Origin of the sequence: Corynebacterium sp. MSK297 (genome assembly GCF_030232885.1) — a bacterium.
Classification (GTDB): domain Bacteria; phylum Actinomycetota; class Actinomycetes; order Mycobacteriales; family Mycobacteriaceae; genus Corynebacterium.
Map to the genome: position 1 here is coordinate 15,556 of NZ_JASPGD010000008.1, position 13,913 is coordinate 29,468.

The following is a 13,913-nucleotide window of genomic DNA, read 5'->3' on the forward strand; positions in this document are numbered from 1 at the left end:
TGCAGGTAAAACTGCTGATAATGGAAGGTTTTAAGATTGTCTCGTCGACGGCACACAAAAGTGTGTCTGTTTTGAACTAGAAGACATATTCGTATTAGGCGAATCGGTCTGCTAGTGTTCCGAATATGGAAGATCATTTATGTTCGAATCGAAGCGGGCTAGTTTTTGGCGGGCGTCCAGCTAAAAATCCGTCGACGCGAGGAGGGGTAAAACACATGTGGGACGCACCACAAATGCCCTGATTTTGAAAACCACACCGACTGAGTGCGAGACAATGGAAGGGCAACCTTAACTACAAGAATCTGTACAACGACGAATCTGCATTACTACAAATAAATGAAAGGGAGCATGGGCGTGGTTATTGTTCACATTGCTATCGTGCTCGGCGCCATTTTCCTCGGCGCGCGAATTGGTTCCATCGGCATCGGTATGGCCGGTGGTTTAGGTGTCGTTCTGCTGGGCCTTTCTGGAATTCCCGTAACCCGGGAAGATATTCCTTTCGATGTCATCGCCATCATCATGACGGTCATCGCTGCCATCGCAGCGATGCAACGCGCTGGCGGCATGGACTACCTCGTGCACATCGCGGAACGTTTCCTGCGCAAGCATCCCAAGCGCATTACCTTCTACGCGCCCGTCGTCACCTGGCTGATGACTGTGCTCGCGGGTACTGGTCACACGGCCTTTTCGACGTTGCCTGTCATCGTGGAGGTAGCAAAAGAAGGCAAAGTCCGCCCATCGCGCCCCCTGTCGGTAGCCGTTGTTGCTTCGCAAATGGCCATCTGTGCCTCGCCGATTTCCGCCGCCGTGGTTTTGCTGGCTGGCCTGCTGGAACCAATGGGTGTTGGCTACCTGCAGGTGCTCGCGGTTGTCATCCCAGCAACCTTCATTTCGATCTTCCCGGCCGCCTGGGTTGCCAATAAATTCGGCAAAGAACTTGTCGACGACTCCGTCTACCTGGAGCGCAAAGCGCAAGGCTTGGTGGCAGAACCGCTCGGGGCGAAAAACTACCAGCCGCAAGCTGGTGCCAAATCTTCCGTGTTGGTCTTCCTCGCTGCCATCGTCATCGTCATGGCCTGGGCAACCATCACCTCGGATCAGGTCGGCCTCATCGCCGAGCCAACCTTGCCGCGCAATGAAGCCATCATGACGGTCATGCTGACGGCGGCGACCATCATCGTCATGCTCACGAAGATCCCGGCTGGCGACGTTCTCAATACCCCAGTGTTCAAATCAGGCATGTCTGCCTGCGTCTGCGTATTGGGCGTGGCTTGGCTCGGAACCACGCTGATCAACCACTACCTCGATGATATTCAAAACCTTGCCGGTGGTGTCCTCGAATCTTCGCCGTGGTTGCTCGCGGTGGTCCTCTTCTTCGGCGCGGCACTGCTGTACTCGCAAGCAGCGACGACCAAAGCGCTCATGCCAGCGGCACTCGCCCTCGGCGTCAACCCGGTCACTGCCGTAGCAGCCTTCCCTGCAGTATCTGCACTGTTTATCTTGCCGACGTACCCAACGCTGCTGGCGGCCGTTGAAATGGACGACACCGGCACCACGCGCATCGGTAAAGCAGTGTTTAACCACCCATTCCTGATCCCGGGCGTGGTCAGCATTGCCAGCTCTGTGCTGCTGGGCTACCTCTTTGGTTCTGTGATTCTCTAAAACTTAGTGATAGCGGCTAGCTCATTTTGCGGGCGCCCCGGGGCCAGCTATTCCGGGCGCCGTGGGTTCAGCAGATCCGAGCCATCCGGAGCGTGCGCGGGATCGGCGCCGGCTTCCAGCTGTTTATTATGCTCGTCGACGAAAATTACCCGTGAGCGGTAATCGCGCAGTTCTTCGTCGCTGTACTGTGCATACGCGATGATGATCACCAGGTCACCTGGGTTGATGAGCCGCGCGGCCGCACCATTGATTCCAATGATGCCCGACTCGCGTTCGCCGGTGATCGCATAAGTGGTCAGGCGATTGCCGTTGTTGATGTCAACGATGTCGATCTGCTCGCCTTCGAGAATATCCGCGGCCTCCATCAAAGCCGCGTCGATGGTGCACGAGCCGACATAATGCAGGTCCGCCTGCGTGACGGTGGCTCGGTGAATCTTAGATTTCAGCATGGTACGCAACACGGCACATACCTTAGTCGTCGCGGTGGTGTGGTGATAAACGGTCGGTGAGTGATGCGGAAACTACCTGCGCAGGCCGAGAAATCCGCAGCTCGCGCTATGCTTCGCGCCGCGCACCCGCCCCCGGAAGTGCCACCGCAAACTCGGGTTCGGCAAAACCGGCCTCGGCAAAAGCCTGCGCGATGGCTTCCGCGGCCAGCTCCACCTTTTCAGAAGGCAACAAAGCAATCGACGAACCACCAAAACCGCCGCCGGTCATGCGCGCACCAAGCGCACCATGTGCCATCGCGACGTCCACCGAAACGTCCAACTGCGCCACGCTGACCTCATAATCATCACGCAGAGACGCGTGGCTGGCCTGCATAGATTCGCCAAAGCCCGCCAGATCGCCGGCCTGTAGTTGTCCGATCGCTTCCGCCGTCCGGGAAATCTCGGTGACGATATGCCGGACCCGCTTGCCGACGACCTCCTGCCACGCAGCAGCATCCACCCCGTCCGGGGTATTCGCTTCTGCCCAGCGCGCAGATTCGGCCTCGGCGTTGTCCGCATACCGCAGGCTATCCACTCCCAGATCAGCGGTGACGCCATCGACGACGGCACGACGTGAGGCGTACTGGCCGTCGGCAAGCGAATGCGGTGCGTTCGTATTAGTAATCAGCACGGCTAGACCACGATCGGCGATCTGGAACGGCACCTGGTGGGTGGAATTGGTGGCGAAATCAATCGCAAGCGCGTGGCCCGGCTCGGCGAACAGAGCAATGCGCTGGTCCAAACCACCAGTGGAGGCACCGACGACTTCGTTTTCCGCGCGGATGGCAGCGTGCATCAAAGCGGTGCGGTCAGTGCTGGTTTTGCGTAGACCCGCCGCCGGATCCGCAGCCAGACCTACCGCCAGGTCCGCAGCCGCTAACGCCACCGAACACTCCAGCGCTGCGGAACTCGACAACCCAGCGCCTACCGGCACGTCCGAGACAATCGCGATATCCAGGCCCGACACCTTGAAGCCCGCGGCCCACACCGTGCCGACGACATAGCCCGCCCAATTATCCGGATAACCAGGGCAAACCTGGTCCATGGCGATCTCTTCGTGCATAGTGTCTGCCTGCGCGTTTTCAGCACCAAACTGCGAGACCACACGGTAGACGCCGTCGTGGTTTAGCGCCGCTGCCACATAAGTACGCTGCGACAACGCAAACGGCAGGCAGATACCACCGGCATAGTCGACGTGCTCACCGATCAGGTTCACCCGTCCCGGAGCAGACCACACACCAGCGGGTTCGGCAAAGTGCTCACGAAACAGCGCGGTGACATCGGCGATTGCCTGCTCAGTGCTGCGGGTGGAAAACCAATTAACCATCGTGATCAGCTACCTCTTCTTCGGCGATTTCTTTGATGTCTGCGACTTCTCGGAATCGTGCGGCGATGCGCTCCGGGGTGGTATCGGAAATCCAGGCACCCTGGCCGGATTCGCTACCAGCCAAGAACTTCATACGGCCCGGCGAACGCATCAGCGAAAATAGCTGCAGGTGCAACCGGCCATCCTGTGGCGCATTCACCGGAGCCTGGTTCCACGACGCAATATACGGGGTGCGTTCGACACCGTCGAAAAAGCGGTCCATGCGCCCGAGAATATCCAGGTACAACCGCGTCAACTCGTCTTTTTCGGCATCGTGCAGTTCCGCGAAATTCGGCACCGCGCGGTGCGGAACTAACATGATCTCCACCGGCCACTTCGCCGCGGCGGGCACGAAAGCGGTGAAATACTCGCCCTGCACGACGACGCGCTGGCCGTCGGCATGCTCGGATTCGAGGATGTGATCGAACAGATCTGGGCAGGTTTCAGCGCCAGTAGCGCCGGTGCCAGTGTCGCCTTGCGCTTTCCGAAATTCGTGCGCACGGGCAGCGATCTGCGCGGCGCGCTCCGGAACGAACGGATAAGCATAAATCTGGCCGTGCGGGTGCTGCAGGGTGACACCGATTTCCTCGCCCCGGTTTTCAAACGGGTAGACGTACTCGATGCCAGGCAGCGCGGAAAGTTCTTTGGTGCGGTGCGCCCAGGCCTCGACGATGGTGCGTGCCCGGGTATACGGCAAATCGCGAAAAGACACCTGCGAATCCGGGGTAAAACAGACTACTTCGCAGCGGCCATGGCCTGGCTTGCAGGGCACGAAAGCGGGCGCGGCAGTGGCAGAATGAGTGCCTAAGTCAGATTCAGCGCCCGAGCCAGCCTGCGATTCTGACTGCGCCAGCGACGGGAAGCGGTTCTGGAACACTACGACGTCGTAGTCGTCGGCAGGAATTTCGGTGGGCAGCTGGCCTGGGCGCGTCGGCGCCAGTGGATTTTCATTCGCCGGCGGCAAAAAAGTGCGGTTCATCCGGTGCGCGGCATAGGTGTACCAGGCGCCGGTCAACGGGTCCTGGCGCAGCTCCGAAGCGCTGGTGGCGGCGGGCAACTCGCGTTCGTCGACAAGCGTGCGGGTGCGCTCGCCAGAGACAAACTCTGGCGTGTCATCGAAGTAGAGCAGCTCGCGGCCGTCGGCAAGCTGGGCGCGGGTAATGCGCATCGGATGCTGCATGGAAAACTCCAGACTTAGCGGGTGGTGGAATCGCCGGGATTGGCTTCGGTCTCAGCCTCGTCGATTTTGATCGGGTTGGCCTTCGTCCACCAGAAGAACACACCGGCCGCGACCAGCATCGCCACGCCGGTCCACAGGTTGTATGAGGAATCCTTCGCTGCACCCGTCGCGGCATCCACGCCTGGGTCCAGGAAGAAAAAGCTCAGCAGCAAGATCAGGCCGTACAGGCCCAGCAGTGCGCCGATGACGTTGCGGATATCGAATGCGCCGGCCGTGTGGGAGCGCTGCGATCCTTGTGTACTCATGATTATGCGTGCTCCTTATTAAACAAAGATGACGTTGAGGATAACGACCAACACCAGGCACAGCACACCCAACGGGACGGTGCGGCGGTACCACGGCAAGCCATTTTCGGCGGCGTCGGTGAGGTTTTCCTTCGGGGTGACGGACTTGACGAAGCCCACCAGCTCTTCGTCCGGTTTTGGCTTGGTGACCAGGGATACGACGATGGAAACCAGGATGTCCACGATGAAGGCCAGCGATGCTGCGACGAACGCGGTGCCCTGGCCCGGCAGGTTGAACAGGCCGGATTCCGTGGCGGAGAAGGTAGCAATCGCCCAATAAACAATCGCAGAACCAGTACCGGCGACCAGGCCAGCCCAACCAGCAGTCGGGGTCATGCGCTTCCAGAACATACCCAGGATGAAAGTGGCGAACAGTGGTGCGTTGAAGAAACCGAACAAGGTTTGCAGGTAGTCCATGACGTTGCCGAAGTTCGACGCCAGCAGCGCGGTGAACACGGCAATAACGGTGGCACCGATCGTCGCCAAGCGGCCGACACGGGTGTAGTAGTCGTCCTCACGGTCTTTGACCACGTAGGTTTGCCACAGGTCATAGGAGAACACGGTGTTGAACGCAGAAATATTCGCGGCCATACCAGCCATGAAAGCAGCCAGCAGACCAGCCAAAGCGACACCCAGCAGGCCGTTCGGCAGCAGATCGCGCATGAGGTACAGCATGGCGTCGTTCGGTTCCGCGGAACCATCCATCAGCGGGGTGACGGTGGCGCCGGCGATCATGCCCGGGATGACGACGATGAACGGCACGAACATCTTCGGGAACGCACCAATGATCGGGGTTTTGCGTGCCGACGACAACGAATCCGCAGCCATGGAACGCTGCACCTCAACGAAGTTGGTGGTCCAGTAACCGAACGACAGCACGAAGCCGAGGCCGAAGACCAGGCCGATGGCGGAAACGATGGGGTGGTCGAAACCAGAAATTTCTGTACCTGGCCAGGCGCTGAAGTGGCTCGGATCAGCGACTTTTTCCTTCAGTCCAGACCAACCGCCGACGCTGTGCAGACCAATCAGGGTCAGCGGCAGCAGGGCAGCGATGATGACGAAGAACTGCAGCACCTCGTTGTAAATGGCAGCCGACAGTCCGCCCAAGGTGATATAAGACAGCACGATGACCGCGGCGATCACCAGCGTGACCCACAGCGGCCAACCCAGCAGTGAGTTGACGACCTTGGCCAGCAGCAACAGGTTAATACCGGCGATCAGCAGCTGCGCCAAGGCAAAAGACAGGGCGTTGACCAGGTGCGCACCGTTACCGAAACGACGGCGCATGAACTCGGGAACCGAACGAACCTTGGATCCGTAGTAGAACGGCATCATCACGATACCCAGGAACACCATCGCCGGGATGGCGCCGATCCAGAAGTAATGCATGGTTTCGAAGCCGTACTGCACACCGTTGGCGGACATACCGACGATTTCGACAGCACCCAGGTTGGCGGAAATAAAGGCCAGGCCCGTCACCCACGCTGGTAGCGAGCGTCCGGACAAGAAGAAGTCGATGGAACTCGACACCTTCGATTTCGCGGCCCAGCCGATGCCGAGCACGAACAAGAAATAAATCGCCACCAGGGTGTAGTCCACCCAGGACGCATTCAAAAGCAGGCCGTCTTCCTGCATAGCGGGAACCTCCCGGAAAAATAGGCCTTCCCCACGGCCGAGGATAACCTGCATTGCTGGCCCGCTCGGTCCCTGTGCGAAGGAAAATGGATGTGCGCCTAGCAGCGAAAACTACCCAAGTTAGGTAACCATCATATGCTAGGTGCGGTGCGGCGAATTCATCATAACCCTAAAGGCTAAGTTTAGGGTGAGGTGGGGCCTAAATCGCGGAAATTCCGAAGCGGAAAGTCGTGCTGCTTGCCGACGCCAACTGCAGCAAGCTCTCACCACTGCGCAGTGCATTCGGTGGGCAGGTCATCGGTTCCACGGCAACGGCACGCCCGATCGTTGGGGCAGATTCTGGGGAAGTATAAACCTGACACCAGCCGAAATATTCATCCGCCCAGAGTACGGCGCCACCACCTGCGGCATTGCGCAGCTCGATCTGGTGGGCGGTGTGATCGCTGCTGGTCTGGGGTGCGTCCAACCGGAAGCAATGATCCAGCTCTATTCCCGCCATGTGTTGCTGCTTGCCGACGATCTCCGTCGCCGGAATTTCCGGCCCCGCCGGAAGCAAACGGTCTGGGTCGAGCGGCAGATTCGTAGCTGCTGGCATGGATAAGGTGCACTCATCCAGCGGTGCACCCAGCGCGCTGAGGTACGGATGCCAGCCCACGCCGAAAGGGCTGGATGCTGTGCTGGGGTGGGCAGTTTCGGAGCCGGTATTGGTGACAGTAAGTTCTGCGGACAGGCCATCGTCGGCAAGCGCCCAGGTGATGGAATAGTGCAGCGGCCAGGCCCAGTCGGTGCGCGCCGGGCCCTGCCACTGCATAGTGACGGAACCGGGGGAGTGGTCGGTGATTTCCCAGTTCGCTTCGGCAGCAAAGCCGTGTAAAGCATTGTTGCGGTCGGCCTCGTTGCAGGCCAGGCGGTGGATGGTGCCGTGGTGGGAAAAGATTCCGTCGCCGGTGCGGTTGGGCCACGGTGCGAGGAGTGCTCCGGCGGTGAGCGGACGCGCGTGCTGATAGCCCGCTACCAGGGGTTTCCCGTCGTAAAGCAAGGTTGCCAGGCCAGCACCATGTGGGTCGATCGTGGCGGTGTAGGCGCCAGCGGAGATTTGCAGCGCTTGATTGTGCGGTGCTTGATGATTCGACTCAGCGTGAGAAGTCATGCCCAGCAGTTTAAATCGTGCGGTGGAAAGTTCCGCGGTGGTGTGGCTCAAGCGAGTCGTAATTGTGCATTATTCGGAAAATTGGCGAAAATTGTTAATTTAGAGGGGGTGCTAATCTAACAATTTTGGGTCGCATGCGTATTTCACTGGGAAGTTTCAACCGGTTGACTTGAAAAGATCACCAATCCGAAGCGTTAAAAATGCTTGGGAACTTTTCCCACTCGGGGTGCGACTACTTTGTGTAGTTCGCGGCTGCAGACGAGAACTTCACCAAAACAAGTTTTAGTCCCCGAACCCGAAGGCTTTTGTCCATGACTCTACGCCAAGATCGCCCAGCGCAAGCATCAGCAACGATGCCTGCTGGCGCCGTCGACGAGACCTCTGCGCGCAATTCACGTGGCGCACGCAAACCCAATGCACTTGTGGCGCTGCTCCGACGCCTGCATTTCTATGCGGGTATGTTCATCGGACCGTTCCTGCTCATCGCAGCCATCAGTGGCGCGTTGTACGCAGTCGCACCCACCGCAGAAAAGCTGGCGTACCAGGACGTTTTGACCGTCACCCCGCCACCTGGGGCAGAAGGTGTTACCAACACCATCACGTTGGAAGAGCAAGTAAATAACGCCCACGAAGCCTTCCCGGATTTGGATATTGCCCAGGTGTGGCCATCGTCGGAGCCAGGTGAGACCACGCGCGTGCTGCTTATCGACGAAACCATTGACGAGGCAGAACTGCGCAGCGTGTTCGTCAACCCGTACACCGGATCGGTAGTCGGTGATGAGCCGTCCTATTCCGGTCTGGGCGAGTTGCCACTGCGCAGGTGGATTTCACACCTGCATGAGAGCATGCACCTGGGGCCAGTAGGTGAGCTGTACTCGGAGCTGGCGGCCAGCTGGCTGTGGTTCTTTGCCTTCGGTGGCCTGGTGTTGTGGGCTTCCCGCAATAAAAAGGTGCAGCAGCTATTCGGGTTCGGTAACGCGCGTACCGGCAAAGAAACGAAAAATGGTGGCGCCAAAAATGCCAAGGATGCCAAAGACGCCAAAAACAAAGGCACCGGACGTCGTCGCCTGGTCAGCCTGCACGGCGTGACGGGTACCTGGATGCTCATCGGCATGCTGGCACTCTCAGTCACCGGAATTACGTGGTCCACTTATGCTGGCGCAAACGTGAACCGCACCGTGGAAGCGTTGCAGTGGCGGGCGGATCCGATCACCACGGAACTCAGCGGGGAATCGGCAGCAGAGGCAGGCCTGCACGCAGAGCACGCTGGCCACGGCGGTAGCGCGGCGTCCGAGGCAGAAGCTCGCGCTTGGACCCCGGAGGAAATCGCCGAACAGGCCGATCAGGTTCTGGCGACGGCTCGTGAAGAGGGCCTGACTGGTTCATTGCGCATGTACCCAGGCGAAAGCGTGGAGCACGGCTGGCAGGCCAGTGAGCGCTGGACCGAATGGCGCACCACCTCGGATGCGATTTCCGTCGACGGTGAGACCGGCGAAGTCATTGACCGCCTGCCATTTTCCGAACTGCCACTGTTTTCCAAACTGACTTCCTGGGGCATTTACCTGCACATGGGAATCATGTTCGGCCTGCCACTGCAGATCCTGCTGCTGGTTACCGCGCTGGCCATCGCGGGCCTGGTGGTGCTGGGCTACCTGATCTGGTGGAAACGCCGCCCAACCCCGGGTGCGACCGCAGGCATCCCAGGGCCACGCACCAAGCTGAGCAGCACACAGTGGATCATCGTCGCAATATTCCTGGTTGCCGTGGGCGGTTTCTTGCCGCTATTCGGTATTAGCCTGGCCGCGATGTTGCTTGCCGACGTGTTGCTGAGCAAGCGCGCCGGGCAGACCGGGCACACCGGGCACGAAACCAGGCGTGCAGCTGTGGACGGCGCACGTGTTTAATTAGGATCGGTTTTTATTACTCCCAGGAGCTAGGCGCCTCGACGTGGTCGCGGCGTTTTTCTCCTTCGGCGTACAACGGCATGTCTTGACCGGCACGGTAGAACGGCGCGTTGTTGGCAGGCAGTGGGTTTTTGCCCTTGATCAAATCTGCTGCCTTCTCGGCCACCATCATCGTCGGCGCGTAAATATTGCCGTTGGTAATAGATGGGAATACCGAAGAGTCGACGACGTACAAGCCTTCGGTGCCCCATACCTGCATGGTGTCTGGGTCCACGACGGCCATCGGATCGTCCTCAGCGCCCATCTTTGCAGTACAGGAAGGGTGCAAAGCGGTTTCGCCGTCGTTGCGTACCCACTCCAGGATCTCCTCGTCGGTCTGCACATCCGGGCCTGGGGAGAACTCACGGGTGCCGTGCTCGGCCATCGCGTCGGTGGCCATCAGTTCACGCGCCTTGTGCACGGCCTCGACCCATTCGCGGCGGTCTTGCTCGGTGCGCAGGTAGTTGAACAGCATCTTTGGCTTGACGTGTGGGTCTGCCGATTGGATGCGCACCCAGCCCTTGGTGTCGGAGAACATTGGGCCGACGTGCCACTGGAAACCATGCTTGACCTTGGCTGGGGTGCCGTCGTAACGCACCGCCATAGGCAGGAAGTGGAACATCAGGTTCGGGTATTCTTCGTCGTCGTTGGAACGCACGAAGCCACCGGCTTCAAAGTGGGAGGTTGCCACTGGGCCCTTGTGGGTCAGCAACCACTGTAGGCCCATGAACGGCCAACGCCACTTGCGCAGGTACGGCTGCGAGGAATGCGGCGTGTCTACCTCATACTGGATGTAGACCTCCAGGTGGTCCTGCAGGTTTTCGCCCACGCCAGGCAGTTCCTTGACGACGTCAATGCCGTGTTCTTCCAGCAATTCGCGCGGGCCCACGCCGGAAAGTTGCAGCAGCTGTGGCGTGTTGATAGCCCCGGAAGCCAGGATGACCTTGTCCGCGTAGATGCGGCGGGTAGCGCCCTGCCATTCGTATTCCACGCCCTTGGCGGTGGTGCCGTCGAAAATTACGCGACGGGTGAATGCCTGGGTGCGCACTTCCAGGTTCTCCCGCTGCAAGATTGGGTGCAGGTAGGCGCGTGCCGACGAGTGGCGGCGGCCTTTTTTAATATTGCGGTCGAAAGGCGCAAAGCCTTCTTGCCGGTAGCCGTTGACGTCGTTGGTCAGCTCATAGCCGGATTCCTGCACAGATTTGAACAGTGCCTGGAACAGCGGGCTGGTGGCCGGGCCGCGGGACAGGTACAGCGGGCCGTTGTGGCCACGGCGCGGATCGTTGGCGTCGGCGCCCTTCGCGGTTTCCATTTTGTTGAAGTACGGCAGGCAGTGCGCGTAGTCCCAGTGCTCCAGGCCTGGGTTTTCTGCCCACTTTTCATAATCGAGTGGGTTGCCGCGCTGGAAGATCATGCCGTTGATGGAACCGGAACCGCCGAGCACCTTACCGCGGGCGTGTGGCACGCGGCGGCCGTTCATCTCTGGTTCTGGCTCGGTTTCATACACCCAGTCGTAGTCCTTGTCGCCGATTGGGAAGGAAAAACCTGAGGGCATGTGGATGAAAAGGTCCCAGATGCTGTCTGGGCGGCCAGCTTCCAACACGACGACGCGGGTGTCTGGGTCTTCGGTCAAACGGTTGGCAACCACCGATCCTGCAGATCCACCGCCGACGACAACGACGTCGCTGACCTCATCGGTCACTGGCGCCGAGTTTTTCGACGCTTTCTTCGCCGAGGTTGCGGCATTCATGGTGTTAAACAGTCGCGAAAAAATGCTCACGCTGCGTCCTTTCTACTGCTTGTGCCCACGGCGGTAGCCGCGTGCGGAACAATAGCCCAGCCTAGCGGCGAAAAATAGCCCTAGCCAATAACTGTGTGATGGTATACAGTCAAAAAGCTTGAAAAACTGAGAATCGGTTCAAAGTGGAATCAAAAAATCCGCACAACAGCAGAATATAAGGAGATGGTGGTGGCTGATTCAGCTGAACCGCAATCGACGGGCAGTACAGACAGTAAGGCTTCGCGGTTTATCCCTCGGGCATTGGTGGGAACCTTCCGTGCCGAAACTGGCTATGACCACGGTGATGACGTGCCGGTAGCCAAGCCGAACTGGGTCGTGTTTGGTTTTTCCAGTGCGATCATTTTGGCCATTGCACTGTATACGTTCCTGGCGACGGAATCCGCGGAAGACAACCTGAACGCGATCACGAGCTGGATCGCCAGCAACTTCGGCTGGTTTTATATTTTGACCGCCACCGCAGTGGTGATCTTCGTGCTGGTAGTGGCATTTTCCCGCACCGGTAATCTCCGCTTGGGGCCGGACCACTCCCGCCCGAAATACAGCCTGTACACCTGGGCTTCGATGCTGTTTGCGGCGGGCATTGGCGTCGACTTGATGTTCTTCGGCGTTGCCGAACCACTCACGCAGTACTTCGAGCCGCCAACAACGGACCCAGAAACCTATGCCGCGGCAAAAGAGGCGGTGGCCTGGGCGATGTTCCACTATGGCATCGTCGGTTGGGCGATGTATGCACTGATGGGTATGGCCTTCGGCTACTTCGCCTACCGCCTGAATATGCCGCTGGCGATCCGCTCGGCGCTATATCCGATCATCGGCAAGCGCATCCACGGCGCCGCTGGTCACACCGTGGAAATCGCGGCGATGTTGGGCACCGTCTTCGGTATTGCTGCTTCGCTGGGTATCGGCGTCGTCCAGCTCAGCTACGGCTTGCACCTCATCTTTGGTCTCGAAGTCACCATGGGGCTGCAGGCTACCTTGGTTGCTGTCGGCGTCATCGTCGCGACGATTTCCGCGATCTCGGGCGTCGACAAGGGTATTCGTCGTCTTTCTGAGCTTAACGTGGCCGTCGCCATCTTCCTGGGTGCGTACGTACTCATCGCCGGTAAGACCGCCTGGTTGCTGAATGCTTTGATCGATAACGTCGGCACGATGCTAGCGAGCTTCCCAGCATGGGTGATGGACACCTACGCCTACGCGGATGATCAGGAAGCCGTCGGCGCGTGGATGGAAGCCTGGACGTTGTTCTTCTGGGCCTGGTGGATCGCGTGGGCAACATTCGTTGGTCTGTTCCTGGCGCGCGTTTCTCGTGGCCGCACCCTGCGCCAATTCGTCATCGGTACCTTGATGTTCCCATTCCTGTTCATCGTGCTGTGGATGTCGTTTTTCGGTAACTCGGCACTGGATGTGGTCATGGGCGGCAACAATGAAGAATTCGCCGAAACCGCGATGGCCCAACCTGAGTCCGGTTTCTACGAATTGCTGGGCACCTACCCGGGTGCATCGGCCCTGATTTTGCTGGCCACCCTGTGTGGTCTGTTGTTGTACATCACCTCGGCAGACTCCGGTGCGCTGGTGATGGCGAACTTCACCTCGCACATCGTGGACCACCGTCAGGATGGTGCGCCGTGGTTGCGCGTGTTCTGGTCGCTGACCGTTGGTGTGCTCACCCTGGGCATGCTGGGCATTGGTGGCGTCGCCGCAGTGCAGGCAGCCACGGTGATCATGGGCTTGCCGTTCGCTTTCGTGATGTGGATGGTGATGTTCTCGTTGTGGAAGTCGCTGCGGCAAGAAAATATCCAGCGTGATTCCCGCGCGGTGGCGTTGCATTCCGCGATCGCCGGTCGCGTCGGCGGGGCGCGGTGGAAATCCCGGATTGGTCGTGCCAACCGTTGGCCAAGTGGCAAGGAAATCACCGAATACTTCGAGAATACCGCCACCCCTGCACTGGAGAAGCTCTGCACCGAGCTGCGCAGTGAAGGTTTGGATGCGCGTTTGCTCACCAGCCTGGTGGAAGAATGCCAGCTGCCGCAGCTGGACCTGGAAATTCAGCTGGGCGACGAGCGCGAGTTCCGTTATCAGCTGTACCCAATCCAGACCGAGAGCCCGGATTTTGTGGACAGCAGCAGCGATTATTATCGCCTGGAGGTCTTCGACAACAACGGCTCCATGGGCTTTGATGTTTATGGCTACGACGAGGATCAGCTGATCAATAACGTGCTGGACCTCTACGATCGCCACTTGGAGTATCTGCACATGCAGGCGCCGCTGCGTGGTTCCTCGGATCTGTCGGATAACTCGAATCCGGTTCGCAGTTGGAAAGAAGACTTCTCCGAATGAAGTATTA

General features: G+C 59.2%; 10 protein-coding genes. 3 read left to right on the forward strand and 7 right to left on the reverse strand.

Translation table 11 applies throughout. From position 1 onward, the window contains the following. The first annotated feature begins 354 nt into the window (after positions 1 to 354). Entirely contained in the window at positions 355 to 1,662 is a 1,308-nt protein-coding gene (locus QP888_RS08400; protein ID WP_284813103.1) for an anaerobic C4-dicarboxylate transporter, read from the forward strand. 47 nt (positions 1,663 to 1,709) lie between these two features. Here QP888_RS08400 and panD read toward each other — a convergent pair whose 3' ends face one another. From panD to QP888_RS08430, 6 genes are all read right to left on the reverse strand, one after another. Beyond that, complete coding sequence (gene panD, locus QP888_RS08405) at positions 1,710 to 2,123, reverse strand: aspartate 1-decarboxylase (RefSeq protein WP_284813104.1); 414 nt, start codon at positions 2,121 to 2,123, stop codon at positions 1,710 to 1,712. 94 nt (positions 2,124 to 2,217) lie between these two features. Continuing rightward, a complete protein-coding gene (gene galK / locus QP888_RS08410) occupies positions 2,218 to 3,477 on the reverse strand; it encodes a galactokinase (RefSeq protein WP_284813105.1) in 1,260 nt (419 codons plus the stop codon). Further along, positions 3,470 to 4,696, reverse strand: coding sequence for a galactose-1-phosphate uridylyltransferase (galT, locus tag QP888_RS08415; protein WP_284813107.1), 1,227 nt, complete (start codon positions 4,694 to 4,696; stop codon positions 3,470 to 3,472). Before galT ends, galK begins: the two co-directional genes overlap by 8 nt. Before the next feature lie 14 nt (positions 4,697 to 4,710). Further along, a complete protein-coding gene (locus tag QP888_RS08420; RefSeq protein ID WP_284813108.1) occupies positions 4,711 to 5,001 on the reverse strand; it encodes a hypothetical protein in 291 nt (96 codons plus the stop codon). A gap of 18 nt (positions 5,002 to 5,019) precedes the next feature. Further along, complete coding sequence (locus QP888_RS08425; RefSeq protein WP_284813183.1) at positions 5,020 to 6,675, reverse strand: sodium:solute symporter family protein; 1,656 nt, start codon at positions 6,673 to 6,675, stop codon at positions 5,020 to 5,022. A gap of 199 nt (positions 6,676 to 6,874) precedes the next feature. Next, positions 6,875 to 7,825, reverse strand: a complete 951-nt coding sequence (locus QP888_RS08430) for an aldose epimerase family protein (protein ID WP_284813109.1) — start codon at positions 7,823 to 7,825, stop codon at positions 6,875 to 6,877. Positions 7,826 to 8,136: 311 nt separating this feature from the next. On the opposite strand from QP888_RS08430, the gene QP888_RS08435 reads away from it, so the two are divergent. After that, entirely contained in the window at positions 8,137 to 9,729 is a 1,593-nt protein-coding gene (locus QP888_RS08435; protein ID WP_284813110.1) for a PepSY-associated TM helix domain-containing protein, read from the forward strand. A 16-nt stretch (positions 9,730 to 9,745) separates the two neighbouring features. Here QP888_RS08435 and betA read toward each other — a convergent pair whose 3' ends face one another. Continuing rightward, positions 9,746 to 11,518, reverse strand: a complete 1,773-nt coding sequence (gene betA, locus QP888_RS08440; protein WP_284813185.1) for a choline dehydrogenase — start codon at positions 11,516 to 11,518, stop codon at positions 9,746 to 9,748. Between the two features lie 213 nt (positions 11,519 to 11,731). On the opposite strand from betA, the gene betT reads away from it, so the two are divergent. Continuing rightward, complete coding sequence (gene betT, locus QP888_RS08445) at positions 11,732 to 13,906, forward strand: choline BCCT transporter BetT (RefSeq protein ID WP_284813111.1); 2,175 nt, start codon at positions 11,732 to 11,734, stop codon at positions 13,904 to 13,906. The last annotated feature ends 7 nt before the right edge of the window (positions 13,907 to 13,913 follow it).

Bases quoted from the DNA above. Each gene is read 5' to 3' on its own strand.
- galK (WP_284813105.1), bottom strand. From the start codon at position 3,477: ATGGTTAATTGGTTTTCCACCCGCAGCACTGAGCAGGCAATCGCCGAT.
- betA (WP_284813185.1), bottom strand. From the start codon at position 11,518: ATGAATGCCGCAACCTCGGCGAAGAAAGCGTCGAAAAACTCGGCGCCA.
- QP888_RS08420 (WP_284813108.1), bottom strand. From the start codon at position 5,001: ATGAGTACACAAGGATCGCAGCGCTCCCACACGGCCGGCGCATTCGAT.
- QP888_RS08430 (WP_284813109.1), bottom strand. From the start codon at position 7,825: ATGACTTCTCACGCTGAGTCGAATCATCAAGCACCGCACAATCAAGCG.
- QP888_RS08435 (WP_284813110.1), top strand. From the start codon at position 8,137: ATGACTCTACGCCAAGATCGCCCAGCGCAAGCATCAGCAACGATGCCT.
- QP888_RS08425 (WP_284813183.1), bottom strand. From the start codon at position 6,675: ATGCAGGAAGACGGCCTGCTTTTGAATGCGTCCTGGGTGGACTACACC.
- betT (WP_284813111.1), top strand. From the start codon at position 11,732: ATGGTGGTGGCTGATTCAGCTGAACCGCAATCGACGGGCAGTACAGAC.
- galT (WP_284813107.1), bottom strand. From the start codon at position 4,696: ATGCAGCATCCGATGCGCATTACCCGCGCCCAGCTTGCCGACGGCCGC.